19 protein-coding genes and 1 tRNA gene are annotated in these 24,105 nt (G+C 73.2%); 9 read left to right on the top strand and 11 right to left on the bottom strand.

The window, feature by feature from the left end; genetic code table 11:
• Positions 1–38 precede the first annotated feature (38 nt).
• The 5 genes from ACZ6Q9_RS04570 to argS all read right to left on the bottom strand — a co-directional run bounded on the left by ACZ6Q9_RS04570 (position 39) and on the right by argS (position 8,989).
• Positions 39–3,323: an efflux RND transporter permease subunit gene (locus ACZ6Q9_RS04570; RefSeq protein ID WP_396827765.1), complete on the bottom strand. Its 3,285-nt coding sequence runs from the start codon at positions 3,321–3,323 to the stop codon at positions 39–41.
• A gap of 126 nt (positions 3,324–3,449) precedes the next feature.
• Complete coding sequence (gene thrC / locus ACZ6Q9_RS04575; RefSeq protein ID WP_393261058.1) at positions 3,450–4,499, bottom strand: threonine synthase; 1,050 nt, start codon at positions 4,497–4,499, stop codon at positions 3,450–3,452.
• Between the two features lie 116 nt (positions 4,500–4,615).
• The gene (locus ACZ6Q9_RS04580) at positions 4,616–5,929 is read right to left on the bottom strand and encodes a homoserine dehydrogenase (protein WP_393261661.1); all 1,314 of its coding nucleotides are present in this window, start codon (positions 5,927–5,929) and stop codon (positions 4,616–4,618) included.
• An 8-nt stretch (positions 5,930–5,937) separates the two neighbouring features.
• Entirely contained in the window at positions 5,938–7,323 is a 1,386-nt protein-coding gene (gene lysA / locus ACZ6Q9_RS04585; RefSeq protein WP_393261061.1) for a diaminopimelate decarboxylase, read from the bottom strand.
• Position 7,324: 1 nt separating this feature from the next.
• On the bottom strand, positions 7,325–8,989 hold the full coding sequence (gene argS, locus ACZ6Q9_RS04590) for an arginine--tRNA ligase (RefSeq protein ID WP_396827768.1): 1,665 nt from the start codon (positions 8,987–8,989) through the stop codon (positions 7,325–7,327).
• 100 nt (positions 8,990–9,089) lie between these two features.
• Here argS and ACZ6Q9_RS04595 point away from each other — a divergent pair, with 100 nt between their 5' ends.
• From ACZ6Q9_RS04595 to ACZ6Q9_RS04610, 4 genes are all read left to right on the top strand, one after another.
• The gene (locus ACZ6Q9_RS04595; RefSeq protein WP_393450965.1) at positions 9,090–9,926 is read left to right on the top strand and encodes a DUF3105 domain-containing protein; all 837 of its coding nucleotides are present in this window, start codon (positions 9,090–9,092) and stop codon (positions 9,924–9,926) included.
• A gap of 23 nt (positions 9,927–9,949) precedes the next feature.
• Positions 9,950–10,600: a DUF305 domain-containing protein gene (locus tag ACZ6Q9_RS04600; RefSeq protein WP_396828016.1), complete on the top strand. Its 651-nt coding sequence runs from the start codon at positions 9,950–9,952 to the stop codon at positions 10,598–10,600.
• Positions 10,601–10,808: 208 nt separating this feature from the next.
• On the top strand, positions 10,809–11,501 hold the full coding sequence (locus ACZ6Q9_RS04605; RefSeq protein ID WP_393261068.1) for a winged helix-turn-helix domain-containing protein: 693 nt from the start codon (positions 10,809–10,811) through the stop codon (positions 11,499–11,501).
• A gap of 230 nt (positions 11,502–11,731) precedes the next feature.
• A tRNA-Arg gene (locus tag ACZ6Q9_RS04610) sits at positions 11,732–11,806 on the top strand.
• Between the two features lie 385 nt (positions 11,807–12,191).
• Here the strand turns inward: ACZ6Q9_RS04610 and ACZ6Q9_RS04615 are convergent.
• From ACZ6Q9_RS04615 to ACZ6Q9_RS04625, 3 genes are all read right to left on the bottom strand, one after another.
• The gene (locus ACZ6Q9_RS04615) at positions 12,192–12,653 is read right to left on the bottom strand and encodes a DUF1707 domain-containing protein (protein WP_396827770.1); all 462 of its coding nucleotides are present in this window, start codon (positions 12,651–12,653) and stop codon (positions 12,192–12,194) included.
• Between the two features lie 249 nt (positions 12,654–12,902).
• Positions 12,903–13,421, bottom strand: coding sequence for a hypothetical protein (locus ACZ6Q9_RS04620; RefSeq protein WP_466021390.1), 519 nt, complete (start codon positions 13,419–13,421; stop codon positions 12,903–12,905).
• A 443-nt stretch (positions 13,422–13,864) separates the two neighbouring features.
• Complete coding sequence (locus ACZ6Q9_RS04625) at positions 13,865–14,368, bottom strand: DUF1772 domain-containing protein (RefSeq protein ID WP_393261075.1); 504 nt, start codon at positions 14,366–14,368, stop codon at positions 13,865–13,867.
• A 243-nt stretch (positions 14,369–14,611) separates the two neighbouring features.
• Here ACZ6Q9_RS04625 and ACZ6Q9_RS04630 point away from each other — a divergent pair, with 243 nt between their 5' ends.
• On the top strand, positions 14,612–15,859 hold the full coding sequence (locus ACZ6Q9_RS04630; protein WP_396827775.1) for a sensor histidine kinase: 1,248 nt from the start codon (positions 14,612–14,614) through the stop codon (positions 15,857–15,859).
• Positions 15,856–16,518 (top strand): response regulator, encoded by a 663-nt coding sequence (locus ACZ6Q9_RS04635; RefSeq protein ID WP_396827777.1) that lies wholly within the window; start codon positions 15,856–15,858, stop codon positions 16,516–16,518. Before ACZ6Q9_RS04630 ends, ACZ6Q9_RS04635 begins: the two co-directional genes overlap by 4 nt.
• A gap of 93 nt (positions 16,519–16,611) precedes the next feature.
• Here the strand turns inward: ACZ6Q9_RS04635 and ACZ6Q9_RS04640 are convergent, their stop codons facing one another.
• The gene (locus ACZ6Q9_RS04640) at positions 16,612–17,571 is read right to left on the bottom strand and encodes a DNA polymerase domain-containing protein (protein WP_396827779.1); all 960 of its coding nucleotides are present in this window, start codon (positions 17,569–17,571) and stop codon (positions 16,612–16,614) included.
• A gap of 262 nt (positions 17,572–17,833) precedes the next feature.
• Entirely contained in the window at positions 17,834–19,303 is a 1,470-nt protein-coding gene (locus tag ACZ6Q9_RS04645; RefSeq protein ID WP_396827781.1) for an MFS transporter, read from the bottom strand.
• Positions 19,304–19,380: 77 nt separating this feature from the next.
• Between ACZ6Q9_RS04645 and ACZ6Q9_RS04650 the strand changes: the two genes are divergently transcribed.
• The 3 genes from ACZ6Q9_RS04650 to ACZ6Q9_RS04660 all read left to right on the top strand — a co-directional run bounded on the left by ACZ6Q9_RS04650 (position 19,381) and on the right by ACZ6Q9_RS04660 (position 22,776).
• Positions 19,381–19,812, top strand: a complete 432-nt coding sequence (locus ACZ6Q9_RS04650) for a winged helix-turn-helix transcriptional regulator (protein ID WP_396827782.1) — start codon at positions 19,381–19,383, stop codon at positions 19,810–19,812.
• Positions 19,813–19,988: 176 nt separating this feature from the next.
• Positions 19,989–20,534 (top strand): TetR/AcrR family transcriptional regulator, encoded by a 546-nt coding sequence (locus ACZ6Q9_RS04655; protein ID WP_357459477.1) that lies wholly within the window; start codon positions 19,989–19,991, stop codon positions 20,532–20,534.
• Between the two features lie 37 nt (positions 20,535–20,571).
• A complete protein-coding gene (locus tag ACZ6Q9_RS04660; RefSeq protein WP_396827784.1) occupies positions 20,572–22,776 on the top strand; it encodes an MMPL family transporter in 2,205 nt (734 codons plus the stop codon).
• Positions 22,777–22,800: 24 nt separating this feature from the next.
• Here the strand turns inward: ACZ6Q9_RS04660 and ACZ6Q9_RS04665 are convergent, their stop codons facing one another.
• Positions 22,801–24,057 carry an erythromycin esterase family protein gene (locus ACZ6Q9_RS04665; protein ID WP_396827786.1) on the bottom strand — a complete coding sequence of 419 codons (1,257 nt, stop codon included), beginning with the start codon at positions 24,055–24,057 and terminating at the stop codon, positions 22,801–22,803.
• Positions 24,058–24,105: the final 48 nt, after the last annotated feature.

Here is a 24,105-nt window from a genome sequence, read left to right on the forward strand (position 1 = left end):
GGCGGAACCGGCCGGGGGCGTCCACGGAGGTACGGGCGCTACTCGGCCGGTGGCAGCGGCGACCTGCGGCTCTTCGGCAGCCGCAGCACCTCGAACTGGTCCGTGCCGTCCACCAGCGCAGCCGACGGCGCCGGCCGGGCGGCCCCCTCCGCGCCGGCCGACGGCGCCGCGGGCACCGAAACCGGCTCGCCGGCCCGCTCCGTCCCGGCGTCCCGGACGCCGGCGGCGGGGGCGGCGGGGGCCGCCGGAGTCGCGCCGCCGGACCGGCGCGCCCGCCAGGAGCGGATGCTCTCCTTGGTGTGCTCCACCATCGTGTAGAGCGTCGGCACCAGGATCAGGGTGAGCAGCGTCGAGCTGAGCAGACCACCGATCACCACGATCGCCAGCGGCTTGGAGATGAAGCCGCCCTCCCCGGTGAGGCCGAACGCCATCGGCAGCAGCGCGAAGATGGTGGCGACCGCGGTCATCAGGATCGGCCGCAGCCGGCGCCGGCCGCCCTCGACCACCGCCTCCCGGACCCCCATGCCCTGCGCCCGGTACTGGTTGATCAGGTCGAGCAGCACGATCGCGTTGGTCACCACGATGCCGACCAGCATGAGCACGCCGATCAGCGCCGGCACGCCCAGTGGGGTGCCGGTGGCCAGCAGCAGGCCGATCGCGCCGGTCGCCGCGAACGGGATGGAGATCAGCAGGATCAGCGCCTGGGTCAGGCTGCGGAACGTCGCCACCATGATCAGGAAGACGATCGCGATGGCCGCGAGCACGGCCAGACCCAGGTCGGCAAACGCCTCCTCCTGGTCGGCGCTGACGCCGCCGATGGCGAAGGTCGCCCCCGGAACGTCGATGGCATCCAGCTTCTTCTGCAGCTCCTGGGTGGTGGCGCCGAGGTTGGAGCCGGTGGCCGTACCGGTCACCGAGACGCTGCGCTCACCCTCGATCCGGGTCACCTGCTGCGGCCCCTCGGCCACGGTGACGTCGGCGATGTCGTCCAGCTTCACCGGCCCCACCGGCAGCGCGCGCAGCTCCTCGACGGAGACCGGCACCTTGCCCGCGAACCGCAGCACCACGTCCCGCTGCCCGCCGTCCAGGGTCACCTGGCCCAGCGGCGCGCCCCGGAACGCCTGCGCCACCAGCTGGCCGACGGCGGCCTCGGTGAGCCCGGCCCGGCCGGCGGCGACCCGGTCGACGGTGACGTCGACGCGCGGCACCCGGGTGGCGAGGCTGGTGGAGACGTCCGCCACGCCCGCCACCCCGGCCATCGCCGCCCGGACCTCCTCCGCTGCCCGGTTCAGCGCCTCCGGGTCGGTGGCCTGGACGACCACCTCCAACTGGTTGGCGGCGGCCCCGCCCTGCCCGGCCCCGAAGCTGACCTCGCCGACGGCCGCGCCGAGCGCGTCGATCTCCCGGCGCAGGACCTCCCGCATCTCCTTGGCGTCGGTCTCGCCACCGAGGGCCAGCGACCAGGTGGCGACGTTGTTGCCGCCGCCCGCGAACGGGTTGTCGCCACCGCCCGCCGTCACCTGGTACGTCTCGATGCCGTCGGTCCGCTCCAACACCGCCTCGATCTGGCGCGCCGCCGCGTCGGTGCCGGCCAGCCCGGTGCCCGCCGGCAGCTCCTGCGTCATGCTCAGCGTGTCCTGGCCGGAGTCGTCGATGAAGTTGGTCTCCAGCTGACGGGACAGGCCGAACGTGCCGAACAGCACGAGCACGCCGAGCCCCAGGGTGATCCAGCGGGTGGCCCGCTTGCGGGTGGCAAACCCGATCACCGGCAGGTACGCCCGCTGCAACGGGCTGCGCAGCTCCTTCTCCTCCGCCGCCCGGCGCACCGCGGCGTCGTCCACGGTGCCGCCGGAGGGCTTGAGGAACCAGTACGCGAGCACCGGGATGACGGTCAGCGAGACCAGCAGCGAGGCGAGCAGGGCCACGGTGACCGTGATCGCGAACGGCGCGAACAGCTGCCCGACGAAGCCGCCCACCAGCGCGATCGGCGCGAAGACGGCCACCGTGGTGAGGGTGGACGCGGTCACCGCGCCGGCCACCTCGCGGACGGCGGCGAGGATCGCCTCGCGCTTCGGCTCGCCGTACTCCAGGTGTCGCTTGATGTTCTCCAGCACGACGATCGAGTCGTCGACCACCCGGCCGACCGCGATGGTGAGCGCGCCGAGGGTGAGCAGGTTCAGCGAGTAGTCGCCGACCCAGAGCGCAATCAGGGCGACCATCACCGAGAGCGGGATGGAGACCGCGGTGACCACGGTGGAGCGGATCGACAGCAGGAAGACCAGGATGACGATGACGGCCATGACCAGGCCCAGCAGGCCCTCGGTGGTCAGGCTCTCGATCGACTTCTCGACGAACGGCGCCTGGTCGAAGACCACGGTCAGCTCGGCGCCGGAGGCCTCCCGCAGCTCGGCCAGCCGGTCCCGGATCTCGTGGGAGATCTCCACCGCGTTGCCGTCGGGGGCCGCGGTGACGGCGATGCCGAGGCTGTCCCTGCCGTTGGTCCGGGTGAGCGCGGTGGCCGGGGCGGCCTGCTGTTCGACGGTGGCCACGTCGCCGAGGCGGACCGGGGCGGCCTTCCCCGCCGCCGGCGCGACGACGATGCCGCGCAGGTCGTCCAGCGTGGCGAGCGGGGTCCCCACCTGCACCGGCAGCGCCCGGGTGCCGTCGGCCACCGCGCCGGCCGGCACCGTCACGCCGTTGGTCTTCAGCGCGGCGCCGATCGCGGCCGGCTGGAGCTTCGTCGCGGCCAGCTTCGCCGGATTCGGGGTGACCACCACGACGTCGTCCCGGGCACCGGTCACGTCGACCGACCGGACCCCCTCGATCGCCTCCAGCTCCGGCACGACCGCACCACGCAGCTTCTCCGCGAGGGCGCGCTGGTCGGCGCCGCCGGACGCGGCGAGCACCACGGCGGGCAGGTCGTCCGTGCTGCCGGCGATGACCTGCGGGTCGACCCCCTCCGGCAGCTGCGTGTCGATCCGGTTGAGCGCGGTCTCCATCTTGTTGACCACGTCGTCCAGGTCGGTGCCGAACTCGTACTGCACCTGGATGGTCGTCGAGCCCTCGCGCGAGGTCGAGGTGACCCTGTCCAGGCCGGGGATGCCCTGGAGGCTGTTCTCGATCGGCTCGGTGACCTGCGACTCGACGACCTCCGGGCCGGCGCCCGGGTACGCCGCCACGATGAACGCGGCCGGGAACTCCAGCGACGGCAGGAGTTGCTGCTTCAGCGACGGCACGGCGAACGCTCCGAACGCCGTGGTCACCACCGCGATGAGGGCGATCAGCCCTCGATTGGCGAGGCTGAATCTGGCGAGCACCGACATCGGCGTGACTCACTCCTGGAGAGAGGACGGTTGCGGGGCGCAACAAGTCTCCCGCACCCGCTGCGGCGCGCACCGGCCGCCCCCGCTCCCGGTCCCGCCCACAGGACGGGCGGGACCAGGCGTGGTTCAGGCCAGGTCGAGCGAGCGAGCGGCGGCCAGCGGGTCGTTGGCGATGGTGATCGGAGCGGGAGCGGTGGAGATGGCCCACTCCGGGTCCTTCAGGCCGTGCCCGGTGACCGTGCAGACGACCGTCGAGCCGGCCGGGATCCTGCCGGCGGCGGCCTGCTGGAGCAGGCCGGCCACGCTGGCCGCGCTGCCCAGCTCGACGAAGACCCCGACCTCGCGGGCCAGCAGCCGGTACGCGGCCAGGATCTCCCGGTCGGTGACGGCGGCGATCAGGCCGCCGGAGGAGTCCCGGGCGTCCAGCGCCCTGGTCCAGCTCGCCGGGTTGCCGATCCGGATCGCGGTGGCGATCGTGGACGGCTCGCGGACCACCTGGCCGGTGACGATCGGCGCCGCGCCGGCCGCCTGGAAGCCGTACATCTTCGGGGCCCGGGTGGCGTTGCCGTCCCGCAGCTCCTCCGAGTAGCCCATCCAGTAGGCGGAGACGTTGCCGGCGTTGCCGACCGGCAGGCAGTGGATGTCGGGGGCGTCGCCGAGCGCCTCGACGATCTCGAACGCGGCCGTCTTCTGGCCGTGCAGCCGGTCGATGTTGACCGAGTTGACCAGGGCGACCGGGTAGTCCTGGGCGAGCTTCGCCGCCAGCGACAGGCAGTCGTCGAAGTTGCCCTGCACCTGGAGCAGCTTCGCGCCGTGCACCAGCGCCTGGGCCAGCTTGCCCAGCGCGATCTTGCCCTGCGGCACGAGCACGGCGCAGGTCAGGCCGGCGCGGGCCGCGTACGCCGCCGCGGACGCGCTGGTGTTACCGGTGGAGGCGCAGATGATCGCCTTGTTGCCGGCCTCGACCGCCTTGGAGACCGCGAGCGTCATGCCCCGGTCCTTGAACGAGCCGGTGGGGTTGGCCCCCTCCACCTTCAGGTGGACGTCGCAGCCGAGCCGGGCGGAGAGCACCGGCGCGGGCAGCAGCGGGGTGTTCCCCTCGTGCAGGGTCACGACGGGCGTGGCGTCGGTGACCGGCAGCCGGTCCCGGTACGCGTCGATCAGACCCCGCCACATGTCGCTCTCCTCGCTCTATCGCCCCACTGGGCCGGGGGCACCGTCAGCCTGGACCAGCCTGCCCGGCCCGCCCGCGGCGCACCCGTCGTTAACCACCTGACGAGACGCGAACGCCGTCACGCCCCGCCCTCGACCCGCAGCACGCTCGCCACCGACCGGACGATCTCCAGCCCGCGCAGCTCGCCGACGGTGGCGGCGAGCGCCGCGTCCGGGGCCACGTGGGTGACGATGACCAGGTCCGCGTCCTCGCCCCGGCCGGCCGCGTCGCCGCCCGCCGGGCCCTGCCGCACGGTGGCGATCGAGACGTCGTGCCGGGCGAAGACGCCGGCCACCGCCTCCAGCACGCCCGGCCGGTCCGCCACGTCCAGGCTGATGTGGTAGCGGGTGAGCGCCTCCCCCATCGGCCGGACCGGCAGGTCGGCGTACGCGGACTCGCTGGCCGAGCGCACCCCGGCGAGCCGGTTGCGGGAGACCGCCACCACGTCGCCGAGGACCGCGCTGGCGGTCGGCGCACCACCGGCGCCCCGCCCGTAGAACATCAGCTGCCCGGCCGCCTCGGCCTCGACGAAGACCGCGTTGAACGCGTCGCCGACGCCGGCCAGCGGGTGGGTCAGCGGGATCATCGCCGGGTGCACCCGCACGCTGACCGTCTCCCGGCCGGCGGCGTCGGCGCCCCGGGCGGCGATGCAGAGCAGCTTGATGGTGCAGCCCATCGCCTTGGCGCTGGCCACGTCGGCGGCGGTGACCTCGGTGATGCCCTCCCGGTGCACGTCGGCCGCGCCCACCCGGGTGTGGAACGCCAGCGAGGCGAGGATGGCCGCCTTGGCCGCCGCGTCGAAGCCCTCCACGTCGGCGGTCGGGTCGGCCTCGGCGTACCCCAGCTCGGTGGCCTCCTCCAGCGCCTCCGCGAAGCCGGCGCCGGTGGCGTCCATGGCGGAGAGGATGAAGTTGGTGGTGCCGTTGACGATGCCGGTGACCCGGTTGATCCGGTCCCCGTGCAGCGACTCCCGCAGCGGGCGCAGCAGCGGGATCGCCCCGGCGACGGACGCCTCGTAGTAGAGGTCGCCGCCGCCCTCGGCCGCCGCGTCGTGCAGGGCCGCGCCGTCCTCCGCGAGCAGTGCCTTGTTGGCGGTGACCACGCTCTTGCCGGCCCGCAGCGCCTCGACGAGCCAGCTCCGCGCCGGCTCGATGCCGCCGACCACCTCGACCACCACGTCGACGTCGTCGCGCTTGATCAGCCCGAGCGGGTCGGTGGTGAACAGCGCGGGGTCGACCGGGAGGTCGCCCCGGTCGCGACCGAGACGGCGTACGGCAATGCCGGCGATCTCCAGCGGGGCGCCGATCCGGGCGGCGAGGTCGGCCGACTGCTCGTGCAGCAGCCGGACCACCTCGCTACCGACCGTGCCGCAGCCGAGCAGCGCCAGGCGCACAGGTGACGTCATCCCACATCCAATGCGAGCAGGTCCTCTTCGGTTTCCCGCCGGACGATCAGACGCGCCCGGCCGGCCCGCACCGCGACCACGGGGGGCCGGGGCACGTGGTTGTAGTTGCTGGCCATGCTCCGGCAGTAGGCGCCGGTGCCGGGCACCGCGACAAGATCTCCGGGCTGCACGTCGGCGGGCAGGAATTCATCCTTCACCACGATGTCCCCGGACTCACAATGCTTTCCCACCACGCGGGCGAGCATCGGCTCGGCGGCCGACGCCCGGGAGGCCAGCGTCGCGGAGTAGGACGCGTCGTAGAGCGCGGTGCGGATGTTGTCGCTCATCCCCCCGTCCACGCTCACGTACGTCCGGATCCCGTCCACGTCCTTGACCGTGCCGACCTCGTAGAGGGTGAACACGGCCGGCCCGACGATCGCCCGGCCCGGCTCGATCGACAGGTGCGGCACCGCCAGCCGCTCGGCGGCGCACTCGGACTCGACGATCCGGCGCATCCGCTTCGCCAGGTCCTGCGGCGCGGCCGGGTCGTCCTGGGTCGTGTACGCGATGCCGAAGCCGCCGCCGAGGTCCAGCTCGGGCAACTCCACCCCGCGCGCGTCGCGGATCTGCGCCTGGAGGCCGAGCACCCGACGGGCGGAGACCTCGAAGCCACTGGCGTCGAAGATCTGCGAGCCGATGTGCGAGTGCAGGCCGCGCAGCTCCAGCACGCCCTCGTCGAGCACGCGGAAGGCCGCCTCGGCCGCCGCCCCGCCCGCGAGGGAGAAGCCGAACTTCTGGTCCTCGTGCGCGGTGGCGATGAACTCGTGGGTGTGCGCCTCGACGCCGACGGTGACGCGGATCATCACCTTCGGTCGGACGCCCCGCTCCCGGGCCAGCGCGGTGAGCCGGTCGATCTCGTGGAACGAGTCGAGGATGATCCGCCCGACCCCGGCGTCCAGCGCCCGGGCCAGCTCGCCGACCGACTTGTTGTTGCCGTGGAAGCCGATCCGCTCGGGCGGCATCCCGGCCGACAGCGCGGTGGCCAGCTCACCACCGGTGCACACGTCGAGGTGCAGGCCCTCCTCGGCGATCATCCGAACCACGGCGCGGCAGAGGAACGCCTTGCCCGCGTAGTAGACGTCGACGCCGTCGAAGGCGGTGCGGAAGTCGCGGCAGCGCGAGCGAAGGTCGTCCTCGTCGAGCACGTACACCGCCGTGCCGAACTCGGCCGCGAGGTCGCCGACGCCGAGCCCGGCCACGGTGAGCACCCCGTCGCCGCCACGCGTCACGTTGCGCGGCCAGAGCGCCGGCACCAGCGCGTTGACGTCGACCGGCGTACGCAGCCACGCCGGCCCCCGGCTGCCGATGTCCCCGTGCAGGGCACCGGCCTCATGCGCTCGCATGTCACATCCTCTCGGGGGCGGAGACGCCCAGCAGGCGCAGCCCGTTGGCGATCACGGTGCGGGTGGCGTCGTTCAGCCAGAGCCGGGCGCGGTGCAGGTCGGTGGCCTCCTCGTCGCCGCGCGGCAGGATCCGGCACTCGTCGTAGAACCGGTGGTAGGCCCCGGCCAGCTCCTCCAGGTAGCGCGCCACCCGGTGCGGCCCCCGCAGCTCGGCCGCCATGGCGACCACGGCGGGGAACTCGGCGAGCGCCTTGAGCAGCTCGTTCTCCTTCTCGTGCCCGAGCAGCTCGGGGCGGAACGCCTCGGTGTCGCCCCGGGTCAGCCCCACCTCGGCCGCGTTGCGGCCCACGCTGGCCGTCCGGGCCGCCACGTACTGGACGTAGTAGACCGGGTTGTCGCGGGTGGCCCGGGTCCACAGCTCGACGTCGATGTCGATCGGGGAGTCGCTGGAGTAGCGGGCCAGCGCGTAGCGGGAAGCGTCGACGCCGATCGCGTCGACCAGGTCCTCCAGGGTCACCACGGTGCCGGCCCGCTTACTCATCCGGACCGGGGCGCCGTCGCGGACCAGGTTGACCATCTGGCCGATCAGGATCTCCAGGTTGCGCTCCGGGTCGTCGCCGAAGCACGCGGCCATCGCCTTCATCCGGCCGATGTAGCCGTGGTGGTCGGCGCCCAGCATGATCACGACCCGCTCGAAGCCGCGCTCGCGCTTGTCGAGGTAGTAGGCACAGTCGGCGGCGAAGTACGTCCACTCGCCGTTGGACTTGCGCAGCACCCGGTCCTTGTCGTCGCCGAAGTCGGTGGTGCGCAGCCAGGTCGCGCCGTCGCTCTCGAACACCCGGCCCTGTGCGCGCAGCCGCTCGAGGGCGAGGTCCAGCTCGCCCCGGTCGTGCAGGTCCTTCTCGTTGAAGTAGGTGTCGAACTCCACCCCGAAGCCGCGCAGCGAGGACTTGATCTCGGCGAACATGAGCTGCACGCCCTCGACCCGGAAGACCTCCTGGGCGGCGGCGTCGTCCAGCTCCAGCACGTCCGGCCGGGCGCCGCGGACGGCGTCGGCGATCTCGGTGATGTACGCCCCGGCGTAGCCGTCCTCGGGGGCCGGCTCGCCCTTCGCGGCGGCGAGCAGGGAACGGGCGAACCGGTCGATCTGGGAGCCGGCGTCGTTGAAATAGTATTCCGTGCCGACGTCGGCGCCGGTGGCGCGCAGCAGGCGGCTGAGCGCGTCGCCGACGGCCGCCCAGCGGACGCCGCCGATGTGCACCGGGCCGGTCGGGTTCGCCGAGACGAACTCCAGGTTGATCCGCTGACCGGCGAGCCGCTCGCTGCGGCCGTACTCCTCGCCGGCCTCGACGATCGTCCGGGCGAGCTGGCCGGCGGCGGCCGCGTCGAGCCGGATGTTGAGGAAGCCCGGGCCGGCGATCTCCACCGACTTGACCCCCGGGGCCCGCCCGAGCTGCTCGGCGAGGCCGGTGGCCAGATCGCGCGGCGGGACGCCCACCTTCTTGCTGAGCTGGAGCGCCAGCGTCGAGGCGTAGTCGCCGTGCTCGGGGTTGCGAGGTCGCTCCACCGCCGTGGAGTCCGGCAGGGCGGAGCGGTCCAGGCCCCGCTCGGTGAAGACGGCGTGGGCTGCGGAGAGGACGACCTCGGCGAGTTCTGCGGGAGTCACCGATCCATGTTATCGGGGGTAGACTCGGCACCCGCGGCGGCGACCCAGAGTGTGAAACCGGCCCGCCGGATCCCCTGACCGACCGACCTGACGAGGCACGATGAGCATCAGCACACCTGGTGGCGGCCCCGAGCGCCGTCCGACCGTGGTCAGCACCGGCAAGAAGCCGGCGGCGGGCCGGCCGGCTGCGGGCGCCGACAAGGCCGGGTCCGGCAGCGCCAAGACCGGGTCCGGCAACAAGGCCGGGTCCGGCAAGCCGACGGGTCCCCGCCCGGGCGCCGGGGGCAAGGGCCGCAAGCCGGTCACCCCGGTGAAGGTGAGCCAGGGCCGCTCCTGGGGCCCCATCGCGCTCTTCGTCGCCGTGGGCGTGCTCGCCGTGTCGATCATCGGCTACGGCGCCTGGGCGTCGTTCCAGGGCTCCAAGCCCTGGGAGGACCGGGCGGCCGACATCCAGGGCATCGTCAACTTCCGCGAGAAGGACAAGGACCTCGTCGCGGGCGGCAACCACCAGACCGGCCCGATCACCTACTCGGTCCTGCCGCCGGTGGCCGGCCCCCACAACGCGGCCTGGCAGAACTGCATGGGTGACGTCTACGACGCCCCGGTCGCCAACGAGCACGCGGTGCACAGCCTGGAGCACGGCACGATCTGGATCACCTACCGTCCCGGCCTGCCCGCCGACCAGGTGGCGAAGCTGACCGAGAAGGTGCAGGGCAAGGAGAAGATGATGCTCAGCCCGTTCGAGGGGCTGGACAAGCCGATCTCCCTGCAGGCCTGGGGCTACCAGCTCAAGGTCGACAACGCCGACGACAGCCGGATCGACGACTTCATCAAGGCGCTGCGGGTCAACGCCTCGATCGAGGGCCCGACCGCGCTGTGCAGCCAGGGCATCACCGCCACCGGCACCACGCCGCGCGACGGCAACCAGATGGGCTGAGGAGAGCGATGAGCACCCCGACCATGATCGATACCGCCGAGCCGGCCAGCCCCGCTCCGGAGGAGCGGCGGCCGTCCGCGCGCCGCTGGGGCACCGCCGCGCTGGCTCTCGCCGTCGTGGTCGGGCTGCTCCTCGGGTACGCCGGCGGCCTGCTGACGCCCCGGCTCACCCGGCCGGGCGAGACCTCGGCGGAGGCGGGCTTCGCCCGGGACATGACGACCCACCACGCGCAGGCGGTGGAGATGGGCCTGATCGCCTTCGACCGGGGCACGGACCCGGAGGTCCGCAGCATCGGCGGCGACATCGCCACCGCCCAGCAGGGCGAGCTCGGCATCATGCAGGCGTGGCTGCGCTCGTGGGGGCTCGACCCGGCGGGCAGCGAGCCGCCGATGTCCTGGATGTCCGACGGCGCCGGCCTGGTCAAGAACGGGCTGATGCCGGGCATGGCCACCCCCGAGGAGATGGCGAAGCTGCGCGCGGCCGACGGCCGGGAACTGGACGTCCTGTTCCTGCAAATGATGATCAAGCACCACCTGGGCGGCATCCACATGATCGACGGCGTGCTCGACGCCAGCGACGAGCCTGACGTCGTCCGGACGGCCCAGACGATGAAGAACACCCAGCGTAAGGACCTGACCAACCTGCAGAACGCGCTGAAGCGCCTGGGCGGCTGACCCGCCCCCGCCGCACCGCTCATCCGTCGAGAGGTCCGCGTCGCGCCGGTTCACCCGGCCGACCCGGGCCTCTCGCCGTTCTCGCCGGGGCCTGTGCCCGGTTTGCTAGCTTACGTGAACTACTGGCCGGTCCGACCGATTGCCTCGCTAAGGGAGTTTTCTCCACACATATCGTGACCAGTTGCGATTCGGGCTCGTTGCGCAAGACGTGGGGGTTGCACTGAGAGACGCACGGCGTTCGGTCACCAGCTGGTGCCGACGCCACACCATCGGCGGTGACGGGGCGGTGGCAGCCGTCCGTCGCGGACAGCGGCAGGGCGAGCCGGGAACGCTCAGCCGCGAACAGGAACTCGAACTGATCGACGTCCTGCGGGGCGTCTACCCCGACGCGCTGGGCCTGGACGAGGAGCTGTGGACGCGGCAGAGCCTGCACACCCTCATCCAGCGCCGCTTCGAGCTGCCGATGGACGCCGGCGCGGTCGGGGCGTACCTGCGGGCCTGGGGGTTGGGCCCGCGGGAGCCCCGGGAGCGGGCCTGCGGGCTCTGCGTGGGCGCGGTGGAGCGCTGGGTGCGCAGCGAGTACCCGGCCATCACCCGTGCCGCGCAGGAGCACCTCGCCGAGGTCTACTGGATCGGCCGGGTACGCCTGCGCGGCACCATGCCGGCGGCGGACGTCATCTCCGCCGTCTCGTCCCGCGGCCGGGTGCGCTTCATGATCACCACGCCGTCGGTCGACCCGCCGCTCCCCCGCGACTTCGTGCTGCGGCTCAGCGGCGCGGAGCAGCGGACGGTGCACCTGATCGTCGACGGCTCCTGGCCCCGCAGCGAGTGGCCCCGCCGGCTGCCCCGCCGCATCGTGCTGCACCCGCTGCCCAGCTGCGGCCGCGCCGTCGCCGCCTGACCGGCCTGACCGGGCCGACCAGCCTGACCGGGCCGACCAGCCCGACCAGCCCGACCGGGGCCGACCAGCCCGACCAGCCCCGACCGGGGCCTACCAGCCCGCCCGGGCCGACCAGCGGGCCGACCAGGCGTTCCGGGCCGCCCGCGGCCTGGCTCGGCGACACGGGCTCGATCATCCGATACCGATTCGGCGTTCCGGGGAGGCGTTTGCTAGTCTTCTCAAGTCGCTGAGCCCCCGTAGCTCAGGGGATAGAGCACCGCCCTCCGGAGGCGGGGGCGCAGGTTCGAATCCTGCCGGGGGCACCAGAGCCGACCAGCACGAGAAGGCCCTTGACCAGGCAAAACCCGGTCAAGGGCCTTCATCATGTGTCCGGCGGTGTCCGGGGCCGTCAGCGGCACGTAGCGGGCGTCTGTGCCACCTACGTGCCGAAGTCTCGGCGCGGGTCAGTCGTGGCAAAGCGCTCTCGATGCGCTGCCGGCGAGCGGCGTCACCGCCGTCCAGACACCTGGCGTAGATCCTCAACAGCACCCCGCCGGATCGCCCGGCCCACTCGGCTACCTGGGTCGGCGGCACTCCCCCGTTGAGCCACCTCGACACGGCGGCGTGCCGCGGGTCGTGCGGGTTCGTACAGGGGCGAGGCCTGCACCTCGGGCGTGAGGACGGCGGCCCGCGCCCAGCACGACCTACGCATTACAAGAGCAAGTCATTTACGTACTCCAGCGCGTTGACAGCAATCCAGGCGATTTGCAGGGCAACGCCGAATGAGCCGCCGACAAGCCCCAAGACTGCCACCGCACGGCAAAGAGCGTGAGCGCTTGCACGAATCGCGAACAGGCCGAACACGACGCCGGTGACTCCGAGAAGGGCACCGAAATCAAGGTGCGGAAACAGCGGCATCCAGACCACGCCCCCGGCCAGCGCCAAGAGCGATAGGGCCAGGCCTGTGTAATCGACGACCAGGCTTCGGTTGTCGCGCTCCGCCGGCGGCAGGTCGGCGACCAGGGCCGCCAACTCGCTGTAGGTCCTCGCGGCATAGGCCTGCCCTGACCGATCAGTCAGCTCGGCGAGGGTCAGTCGCCCCTCGCTGGCAGCGGCACCGAGCCGAGCCACAACACCTTCCCGATCACGATCGGACACCCGCAGGTCGTTCACAAGCAAAGCCTACTGACGACCTGGTCACACTAAGGGGCCTTCGCCAATTCTCACTGCGCCAAGTATGCCGCGACGGCATGCCTCATCGCCTCGATGCCAGTCAGGAGGTAGGCGTTCGTGCCGGCTACCGGCTCACCTCTCCTGTCCGCTGCCACAGTCTTGACGGCAGCCCATTCGACGAGCACAGCGAGGCCGGCCGCAGGAACGACGGCAACGGCTGCGGCCACATACCCGCCTCAGATTCCAGCATCACTCGACAAGCTGATCGTCGATGAAGCGCATCCGCTTCACGATTTTGCCCTTCTTGCTCTTCTCATAAACATCGTAGTTCTTTTTCGGATCGACATCCGACCAGGAGACAGATGCAACCAGATCGTTCTTGTGATGTTCGAGTCGATCCGTGTTCAGGTAGCCTTCATCAGGCTGCCAGCCTCTCGGCAGATCCTCGCTCTCCCTGTAGAAGGACACGTCGAAAACCCTGTTCCGACCTGGTGTCGCCTCGACTTCTCCGTCAATCGGGTGATCCTTGCTGTAGCCCTCGACCAGTTCTTTCAACTCCGTGAGATCTTTCGGTGGGTTCAGGATCATGTAGTTCCTCTTGACGGTCACCGCCTCACCCTGCCTGCCGAAGACCTGTGCGGTGTTCTCGATTTCGACAATCTCCGTCCGCCCGCCGGATCCTTCGCTCTCCGTGCATCCGATCAGGCTCAACGGAATGACGAGCGCACCAACAATCAGAGCCAGGACCTTCGAACCAGCCTTAATCACTAAACCCTCTCAATGTGCATCCGTTCCCGTTGAACCGATGGGCCGCAGCGCGGCCAACAACGTCCACGGGTCCACCGAGCGCGGGGCGTCTACGCGGCAAACGCCTCGGGCCACCTCGATCGTCCGCACGGCGGCTCATCGAAGGGCGACCGCGAGGCATGACGCGACGCGAAGGCTGCGGCGCGGGGTCGCCATGAACGCGAGGCGCGGGGCAGCGCGACCATGAGCGAGAGACTACCTATTGGATCATCGTCGCCATAGGGCAGCGCGCCCGTCGGGTGGGAAGCCCCTGTGCCGAACATGTGCCGGCGTCGGCCGTCATCGCCCGCCTCGGCTCGCGGAGCCTGAAGGTGCCGATCCCGGGTGCCGGCCATGTTGGCCCTGGCGTTCGCCCAACACGCACGGGGCGGACGCAGACGCGTCCGCCCCGTTGTCCGTCTCCGTCAGGTCCGTGGCGCGGTGGACCGGGCCCAGCGCAGCAGCGCGGTGAACGCCAGCACGGCGGTCACCGCACCGCCCAGAAGACGCACCCGGTGCCCGGCGACGAACTCTGCGGCGACCTGGCGCAGGTACTCCGGGGAGTGCGTGCCGACCGGGTCGACGAACATGATCTCGTTGCGCGGCCAGAAGAAGAACACGGAGAACAGGAACTCGCAGGCGACGAACACCGCTGCCGCGCCGACGATCCACCAGCGCAGCCGGCGGTCACGCCAGGTGAGCACCGTCGCGGCGAGGGACGTGAGGACGACGGTGGCGCCGAGCGGCGGGAAGTAGTCACTCGGGCCGCCCGCCACCAGGAACTCGCGGGCCCGGTCCAGCGACGCCGGCGGGTCGCCGAAGATGTTCGGGTAGAGCATCACGGTCTCGGCGGCGACGCCGCCGAACGACATCATCGCCGTCCACACGAGAGCGACGAGCACCGCCCAGGTCAGCCTGTTGCGGGTCATGAGTCCTCCTGCCGATCCGTCGCGCCGTTCCGACGCCGTACGCCTGGTCGTCGTCGACGCTAGGCCGGCCGCCGTCGCCGGTCTGCCGCCCAGGAGCGCGAACCCGGGTCGCTTCCGGACGTGCGCCGACGCCGCCCGGTCGCCCACCCGCGCGGTCGAGGTCGCTTCCGGACGTAGCCGACAGCCGCTGACGGACGCGCCTGGGCGACAGCGCCGGCGCCCGGTTGGTCCTACGCTCGTGGCGTGCCGGTATCCCGCCCCACCCGCACCGACGCCCTGCTCGGCCTGGCCACCTTCTGCCTGGTCGCGGCAGCCGTGGCCACCGGCGACGCCCCGGGCGCCCCGGCGGCGTACGGATTCGCGGCCGGCTTCGGGGCCCTGCTGCTGGTCGCCCGGGCCTGGCCCGTGCCGGCGCTGCTGGCGACCGCGCTCGGCATCACGGCGTACTACACGCTGGACCTGCCGCCGATCGGCCTGGCCGCGCCGGCCGCCGCCGTCCTGTACGCGGCGGCGGAGCGGGGCCGGGCGCTGTGGGCGGCGGTGGTCGGCGGGGCGTTGCTGGCCGCGTCGGTGGCGTCGCGGCTGGCCGAGGGCGACGACGCCGGCATCGTCCTGGGCTTCGGCCTCGGGTCCGAGGCGGCGCTGATGCTGGCCGTCGTCGCCCTCGGCGATGCTGTCCGTCACCGGCGCTCGCTGCGGTCCGAGCTGGCGCGGCAGGTGGTCGCGGCCGCCGAGGAGCGGCGGCGGGAGGCCGCCCGGCAGGTCGAGGCCGAGCGGCTGCGCATCGCCAGGGAGGTGCACGACACCCTCGGGCACACGATGTCCGTGGTCACGCTCCAGTCGGCGGTGGCGCAGGAGGCGCTCGCCGACCGGGCACCGGAGCGGGTGGACGCGGCGCTGGCGGCGATCCGTTCGGCGGGCGGCAGCGCGATGGCCGAGCTGCGCGCGACGCTGGGCACCCTGCGCGGCGACGCCGGCGTCCGCCGGCCACCACCGGGGGTCGACCAGCTCACCGCCCTGGCGGAGGGCGTCCGCCGCAGCGGGCTCGCCGTCGACCTGCGCGTCGACGGGGACGTCGGCGCGCTGCCGGCGGTCGTGGGCACGACCGCCTACCGGGTCGTGCAGGAGGCGTTGACCAACGCGCTGCGACACGCGCGGGCCACGAGGGTCGACGTCGCCGTCCGGGCGACCGGCTCCCACCTGGCGTTGGAGGTCGTCGACGACGGCCGGGGCGCCGCCGCGCCACCCGGGGACGGCGGCGGGAGCCAGGCACCGGGCGGCGGGAGCCCGGTGCGGAGCGGCGGCAGCCAAGGGCTGTGCGACGGGGGCCAGGCACCGGGCGGCTTGAGCCAGCAGGGCGGCGGGAGCCAGGGGCTGCGCGGGATGTCCGAGCGGGTCGCCCTGCTCGGCGGGACCGTCCACACCGGCACCGCCGGGACGGGCGGCTTCCGGGTGTCCGTCCGACTGCCGCTGTCCGGGCCCCGGCCGTGACGCCCCTCCGCGTCGTCCTCGTCGACGACCAGCACCTCATCCGCGCCGGGCTCCGCGCGTTGCTCGAACGCGACCCGGACATCACCGTCGTCGCCGAGGCCACCGACGGCGCCGCCGGCCTGGCCGCCGTCCGGGCCCACCGGCCGCACGTCGTCCTCATGGACGTCCGCATGCCGGGCACCGACGGCATCGAGGCCACCCGGCGCATCCTGACCGACCCCGGCCTCGCCGACGTCCAGGTGGTCATGCTGACCACCTTCGACGACGACGAGTACCTCTTCGACGCCATCCGCGCCGGGGCGGCCGGGTTCCTGCTCAAGGACACCGCGCCCGACGCCCTGCGCGCCGCCGTACGCACCGTGGCCGGCGGGGACGCGCTGCTGTCGCCCGCCGTCACCCGCCGGGTCCTCGCCGCCGCCGCCCGCTCCCCCGTGCCCGACGGCACCCGGCTCGCCGGGCTCACCGAGCGGGAACGCGACGTCCTCGCCCAGGTCGGCGCCGGGCGGTCCAACGCGGAGATCGGCGCCGCCCTGCACCTCAGCCCGGACACCGCCCGCACCTACGTCAGTCGCCTGCTCGCCAAGCTGCACGCCCGCGACCGGTCCCAGCTCGTCGTGATCGCCTACGAGAGCGGGCTCGTCCGACCCGGCGAGCGGTAGCGCCACGCCGACGACACCTCCAGCCGGCCGCCGGGCTCCGGCCGGCGACGGAGCTTCGGCCGGCCGGCGGTCACCGGCGGTGCGGCGCGTACGTCAGCCGGCGGCGCGGCGGGCGCGGGCCCGGCGCTTGCCCTCGTGCATGGCCTGCACCCGCGCGATCGGGATGGTGTGTCCCTCCGCGACCAGGTCCGCCGGGAGCTGCTGCGGCGCGGGCATCCGCTCGGCCCACGGGTCGCGGTCGGCGACCAGCGCCGGGACGGTGCGGATCGTGAAGTCCGCCGGAGCGACGTCGCCCAGGTCGGTCCAGTCCACCGGGAAGGACACCGGCACGCCCGGCCGCAGCCGCGGGCTGTAGGCGGCCACCACGGTCGCCCCGCCGGCCCGCGTCGAGTCCACGAACACCTTGCTGCCCCGGTCCTCCCGGATGAAGGCGGTGGTGGCCAGCGCCGGGTCCAGCCGTTCGGCGCGGGCGGCGATCGCCCGGGTGGCGGCGGCCATGTCCTCCACGGCGGCGCCCGCCGCGACCGGCACGAAGACGTGCACGCCCTTGGCACCGCTGGTCTTGACCGCGCCGGTGAGCCCGGCGTCGGCGAGCGCCTGCCGGACCAGCAGGGCGGCAGCCACCGCCAGCCCGAACGAGTCCCCCTCGGGCGGGTCGAGGTCGAGCACCAGGTGGGTCGGGCGGTGCAGGTCGTCCACCGTGGCCAGGGTGGGGTGGTACTCCACGGCGCGCTGGTTGGCGAACCAGAGCAGGGTGCGCCGGTCGTCGCAGAGCGCGTACGAGACCTCGCGGTGGGACGCCTCGGCCCAGACGGAGGTGCGGCGTACCCAGTCCGGGGTGTACTTCGGCAGGTTCTTCTGCATGAACGCCGGCTGCCCGGGTCGGACCCGGATCACCGACAGCGGCCGGCCGCGCAGCGGCGGCAGGATCCGCTCGTGGACGGCGTCGAGGTAGTCGACCAGGTCCCGCTTGGTCGCGTCGTCGCCGTCGGACAGCGGTTGGTCGAGGTTGGTCAGCGACACCCCGTCCCGGGTCTCGTCAGCACGACTCATCCGACAACCTTCCCGGCCCGGCGACCGACGGTCAACCGGACACGACGTTGTGCCCTCCCCCGACGAGCGGATCGCCGCCGCTCCCGTGGTGCGCGATCTTGCACTTCCTGCCCCCACAAATGGGGACAGGTCACGCATCTCAAGGGCCGTAAGTGCAAGATCGTCGACGCGAGGAAGAGGCCGTGGGCTGGCTCCTTCGGCGCGGTCTGGCGCTTCCGCCCCGGTCCGGCCTGCTTCTCGTCGCGCACGCCGTCGTCGCCGGTCAGGCGGCCGACCGGCGGGCCGGGGCCGGGGCGGCGGCCGGGGCCGGGGCGGCGGCCGGGGCCGGGGCGGGCCGGGGGCGGAGGGTGGCCACGGCGACCAGGAGGGCGGCCGCGACGAGGGCGGCGGCCACGGTGAACGCGGTCCGGTAGCCGGCGGCGAGCGCTTCGGCCTCGGCCCAGCCGACGTTCCGCAGGCCGTCGGCGCGGCTGGCGGCCAGCGTGGCGAGCACGGCCAGCCCGAGCGCGCCGCCGACCTGCTGGGTGGTGTTGACCAGCCCGGAGGCCAGCCCGGCGTCGGCCGGGTCGGCGCCGGCCATCGCCAGCGTGGTGACCGCCGGCAGGGCGAGCCCGCCGGCGACGCCGAAGAGGAGCATCGACGGGAGCACGTCGGGCAGGTAGCCGCCGTCGACCGGGAGCCGGGCGAGCAGCAGGAACGCGGCCACCGCCAGCGCGAGCCCGGTGACCAGCAGCGCCCGCGCGCCGTACCGGGCGATCAGCCGGCCCGCGAGGCCGAGCGAGACCACCGCGATCGTCACCGGCGTGGGCAGGAAGGCCAGCCCGGTGGCCGTCGGGTCGAGATCCAGGACGAGCTGGAGTTCCAGCGCGAGGAGGAACTGGAAGCCGAAGAACGCGGCGACCATGAGGAACTGCACGACGTTGGCGGCGACCAGGTCGGGGGTACGCAGCACCCGCGGCGGCAGCAGCGGGGTCCCGGTCGACCGCTGCCGCAGCCCGAACGCCACGAGCAGGGCCACCGCGAGCGCGGCGGCGCCGAGCGTCCGGGCCGAGGCCCAGCCGTGCTCGCCGGTGCCGACGATCGCCAGCACGGCGAGCATCAGGCCCCCGGTGACCAGCGCCGCGCCGAGCAGGTCCAGGCCGGCGCGCAGGCCGATGCCGCGGTCGGCGTCGAGCAGGCGTACGGCGGCCAGCAGGATCAGCAGCCCGATCGGCAGGTTGACCGCGAAGATGGCGGGCCAGCCGGCCAGGTCGGTGAGCACGCCCCCGGCCAGCATGCCGATCGACGCCCCGGCGGCTCCGGTGAAGCTGAAGACCGCGATCGCGCGTGCCCGCTCGGCGGGCTCCGGGAAGAGCCGGACGATCATGCCGAGACTCACCGCCATGGTGAGCGCCCCGCCGACGCCCTGGAGGAAGCGGGCCACGACCAGCGCCTCCGGGCCGGTCGCCACCGCGCAGAACAGCGAGGCCACGGTGAACAGCGCGACGCCGGCCAGGAAGACCGCCCGCCGGCCGAGCAGGTCGCCGAGGCGTCCGGCGAGGAGCAGCAGCCCGCCGAAGGCGACGAGGTACGCGTTGACCACCCAGGCCAGGCCGGTCGCGGTGAAGCCCAGGTCCCGCTGGATGGCGGGCAGCGCCACCGCGACGATGCTGCCGTCCAGGATGATCATCAGGCTGCCGGCGCAGAGCACGAGCAGCGCCGGCCAGCGGGATTCGGCGGTACGGGTGGACACGGACGCCTCCTAGGTGCACGGTTTGTTACCAGAGACATCTTCTGTGACCATGAGGCGGAGCGTAAGGAGGCACTTTCATGTCCCAGGGGAACACCGATGTGTCCGTGGACGGGGCCCAGGCGTGCGCGGCCGGCGACGCGCCCTTCACCCCCGGCCAGGCCAGGGCGTGCACCGTCCGCGAGGTGCTCGACCGGGTGGGTGGCAAGTGGAGCATCGGCATCCTGGTCGCCGCCTCCCAGGGGCCGGTGCGCTTCACCGAGCTGGAGCGCACCGTGGAGGGGATCAGCCGCCGGATGCTCACCCTGACCCTGCGCAACCTGGAACGCGACGGCCTGCTGCGCCGGACGGTCTATCCGACCGTGCCGCCGAAGGTGGAGTACACCGCCACCCCGATCGCGCTGGAGCTCTACGACTCGCTGGTCGCCCTGACCAGCTGGGCCGAGCGGCACCGCACCGCGATCGCCGACGCGCGGGACGCGTACGACCGGGCGCACGGCGAGGCGGGCTAGGCAACGACCCCGGTTCGGGTCCGGCGCCCCGCTGAACCTCGGCCGGACCGGCGCCGGAGGGTGTCGGCCCGCGGCACACCCCGACGGCCTGTGGGGAACGCCACGCCTTCGATCTGACCGATCGGTCAGGCTCTGACCGATCGGTCAGGCATGCTGGTTCGGGGAGGTGGACCGGCATGGCGCGGGCGGTACCGGAGACACACGACGACATCCTGGCGGCGGCGGCGCGACGCTTCGCGGTGACCGGCTACCGGGGCACCTCGTTGCAGGACATCGCCCGGGAGGTGGGCTGCTCCAAGGCGGCGGTGCTCTACCACTTCGCCAACAAGGAGGCCATCCTCACCGAGCTGATGGCCCGGCCCATGAAGGTCCTCCAGGCGCTCGGCGAGCGGATCGCCGCGCACCGGGGGGCGGACGCCCAGCGGGTCGCCGCCGAGGGCTTCGTCGACCTCGCGGTCCGGTTCCGGCGCGAGATCGCCCTGATCCGGGGCGAGTTCCCGGAGCTGCTCCAGCAGCCCGCCTTCGCGCACGTCCAGCGGATCTCCGAGCAGCTGATCGACGCGTTCGCCGGGCACCCGGAGCGCCCCTCCGCCCGGATCACCGCGCTGGTGCTGCTCGCCGGCATCGCGGAGACGTGCGGCGAGTTCGTCGACGTACCCGACGAGGAGCTGCGCGCCGCCCTGCTGGCACTCGTACGGCGGGCGCTGGAGCCCGTCGACTGACTCGTTCCCAACCACCACGACCGAGGACAAGGAACTCATGGCGACCCTGCTCTACCGGCTCGGCCGAGGCTCGATGCGCCGGCGGCGACTCGTCGCGGCGATCTGGCTCGTCGTACTCGTCGGACTCGGCCTCGCCGCCGCGACCCTGCGCGGCCCGATGGCGGACAACTTCACCATGCCCGGCACGGAGTCGCAGCGCGCCCTGGACCTGCTCGCCGAGCAGTTCCCGGCGGCCAGCGGCGCGACCGGCACCATCGCGGTCAAGGCACCGGCCGACGGCGCGCTCGGCAGCCCACAGGGGCAGGCCGTGGTGAAGGAACTCGCCCAGGAGGCCGCGACGCTGCCCGGGGTGGTCGGCGCCGTCGACCCGTTCCAGGTGGGGGCGGTCTCCCCCGACGGCCGGTACGCGCTGGTCCAGGTCCAGTTCGCCACCGGAGCCGACGAGGTGACCGACGCCCAGCGCGACGCGTACGAGCAGGTCGGCGCGCGGGCCGAGGCCCAGGGCTGGGAGGTCGCGCCCGGCGGCGAGGTGCTCAGCGCCGTGCCGGAGGTCGGCTCGACCGAGGCGATCGGCGTCGCGATCGCCGCGATCGTCCTGGTGGTCACGTTCGGGTCGCTGGTGGCGGCCGGAATGACCATGCTGAACGCCCTGATCGGCGTGGGCGTCGGCATGGCCGGCCTCTTCGCGCTGAGCAGCGTGGTCGACCTGACCAGCACCGCGCCGATCCTCGCCCTGATGCTCGGCCTCGCGGTCGGCATCGACTACTCGCTGTTCATCACCTCCCGCTACCGGCAGAACCTGATCGAGGGGCTGCCGCCGGACGAGGCGGTGGGCCGCGCGGTGGGCACCGCCGGCTCGGCCGTGCTCTTCGCCGGGGCCACCGTGGTCATCGCGCTGGCCGGCCTGGCCGTGGTCAACATCCCGTTCCTGACCGTGATGGGTCTGGCCGCCGCCGCCACGGTCACCGTCGCGGTGCTCGTCGCGATCACGCTCCAGCCCGCCCTGCTCGGCTTCGCCGGCCGCCGGGTGCTTCCCCGCGGGCTGCGCTCGTCCGTGCCGGCCGGGGACGGGGCGGTCGACGGCGCCGCGGCGTCAGCGGCCGAGGAGCGGTCCGGGCTCGGGTTCCGCTGGGCGCGCGCCGTCACCCGGTTCCGGATCCCCGTCATCCTGGTCGGGCTGCTCGGGCTGGGCCTGCTCGCGCTGCCCACGCCGGACATGCGGCTGGCGCTGCCCGACGCGGGCACCGCGCCCGTCGGCTCGCCCGCCCGGGCGTCCAACGACCTGATCACCGAGGGCTTCGGGCCGGGCTTCACCGGCCGCCTCGCGGTGGTGGTCGCCGGGAACACCCCGCAGGCCACCTCGGCCGCCGTCCCGCAGGTCACCGCGCTGATCCAGCGCACCGAGAACGTCCTCGCGGTGGCCCCGCCGCAGCTCAGCCCGGACGGCCGCACCGCGCTGCTCGGCGTGGTGCCGAAGACGGGGCCGACCGACGAGGCCACGGAGACGCTGGTCAACGACGTCCGGGCCGCGGTCGGCGGGTTCCGCGACGTGGACGTGCTGCTGACCGGCGCGACCGCGATCGGCATCGACGTCTCCGAGAAGCTCGCCGACGCCCTGCCGGTCTACCTGCTGCTGGTGGTCGGGCTCTCGGTGCTGCTGCTGATGCTGGTCTTCCGCTCGCTGCTGGTGCCGGTCAAGGCCGCGCTGGGCTTCCTGCTCACCGTCGCCGCGACGTTCGGCATCACCGTGGCGGTGTTCCAGCAGGGCCACCTCGCCGACCTGGTCGGCCTGGACACGCCCGGCCCGCTGGTCAGCTTCCTGCCGATCCTGCTGATCGGCATCCTGTTCGGGCTGGCGATGGACTACGAGGTCTTCCTGGTCTCCCGGATGCGGGAGGACTTCGTGCACGGCGACACCGCGCAGCAGGCGACCATCAACGGGATGGGGCACGGGGCCCGCGTGGTCACCGCCGCTGCCCTGATCATGATCTCGGTGTTCGGCGGCTTCGTGTTCCTCGACGACCCGGTGATCAAGTCGATGGGCTTCGCGCTCGCGATCGGCGTCGCCATCGACGCGTTCGTGGTGCGGATGACGATCGTCCCGGCGGTGATGTCGCTGCTCGGCCGGGCAGCCTGGTGGCTGCCGCGCTGGCTGGACAGGGCCCTGCCGAACGTCGACATCGAGGGCGAGGGCCTGCGCGCCCACCTCGACGAGAAGACCCCGGTGACCCCCCGCGCCTGACCCGCCCGACGCCTACCCGGCCGGTCATACGCCGGCCGGGTAGGTCTCCATCTCGCCGGGCGTGGTCAGGGCGGGCAGCGGGTGCAGGGTGGTGGTCTCGTCGCACCAGACGAAGGCGTCGTAGCGCTCCCCCAGCCGGGTCGGCACGTAGTTGCCCCAGGACTCGAACGACGGGTCGTAGACCACCCCGATCGCCCGGTGGTCGACGGTGTCGGTGACCCAGCCCGGCTGGTCGGCACCGCCGAAGACGAGCACCGCCCGCTCCGGCATCAGCTCGTGCAGCCGGCCCTCGACCGAGCCCGGGCGGGCCGGCGGCACCACCATCGCCTCGGCCGGCGAGCCCCAGCGCGGCGCGGCGATCACCGTGCCCCGGTAGCCGCCGAAGCCGACCAGGACCACGTCGTCGGCCCCGTGCCGCTCACGGGCCAACTGACCGATGTTGATCAGCCCGTCGGCCGCCATGTCGGTGGCCCGGGCGTCCCCGATGTGCGTGTTGTGCGCCCAGACGATCCCCCGCGAGCCCGGGCCGTAGCGGTCCAGCAGCCGGTCCAGCGTGTCCGCCATGTGGGTGTCACGGACGTTCCACGACTCCGGGCCGCCCCGGACCATGGCCCGGTAGTAGCGCTCCGCGCCGGCCACCACCTCCGCGTTCTGCCAGGCCGAGAAGCTGTCCGGGCCGTCCGCGGCGGCCTGTTCGCGGGTACGCGCCAGCAGCCGGACGACCTCCTCCTCGCAGCGCGCCGAGACGAACCGGCTGGCCGCGCCGTACTCCTCGACCCGCTTGCCGTACGGCTCGAAGCAGCGGTACGCGTCCTGCGCCGCCTCCAGCGACGCCGGGTCCTCCTCGCCGAGGTAGTCGAAGATCGCCTGCATCGACTCCCACAGGCTGTAGACGTCCAGGCCGTGGAAGCCGGCCCGGGCGTCCGCTGGCCGTTCGACGTTCCACGCCCGCAGCCAACTGCAGAACCGGGAGACCTCGGCGTTCGCCCACATCCAGGTCGGCCACCGCTCGAAGCGTTCCAGCGCCATGCGCGGCTCGGTGGCCCCGCCCGGGGCGCCCGTCACGGACCGGTGCACCCGGTCGCAGTCGGGCCAGTCCCCCTCCACGGCGACGAAGGAGAAGCCACACTCGGCGATCAGCCGGCGGGTGAGCTGTTCGCGCAGCCGGTAGTAGTCGTAGCTGCCGTGCGTCGCCTCACCGATCATCACGATCCGGGCGTCCCGGACGCGCTCCAGCAACGGGTCGAAGTCGCTCGGCGCGCCGAGCCGCTGAACCAGCATGGCGGGCGGCTACCCGGCGTGTCGCCGGGCAAACCGCCGGCCGGCGAG

The organism is Micromonospora sp. NPDC049139, assembly GCF_055586845.1.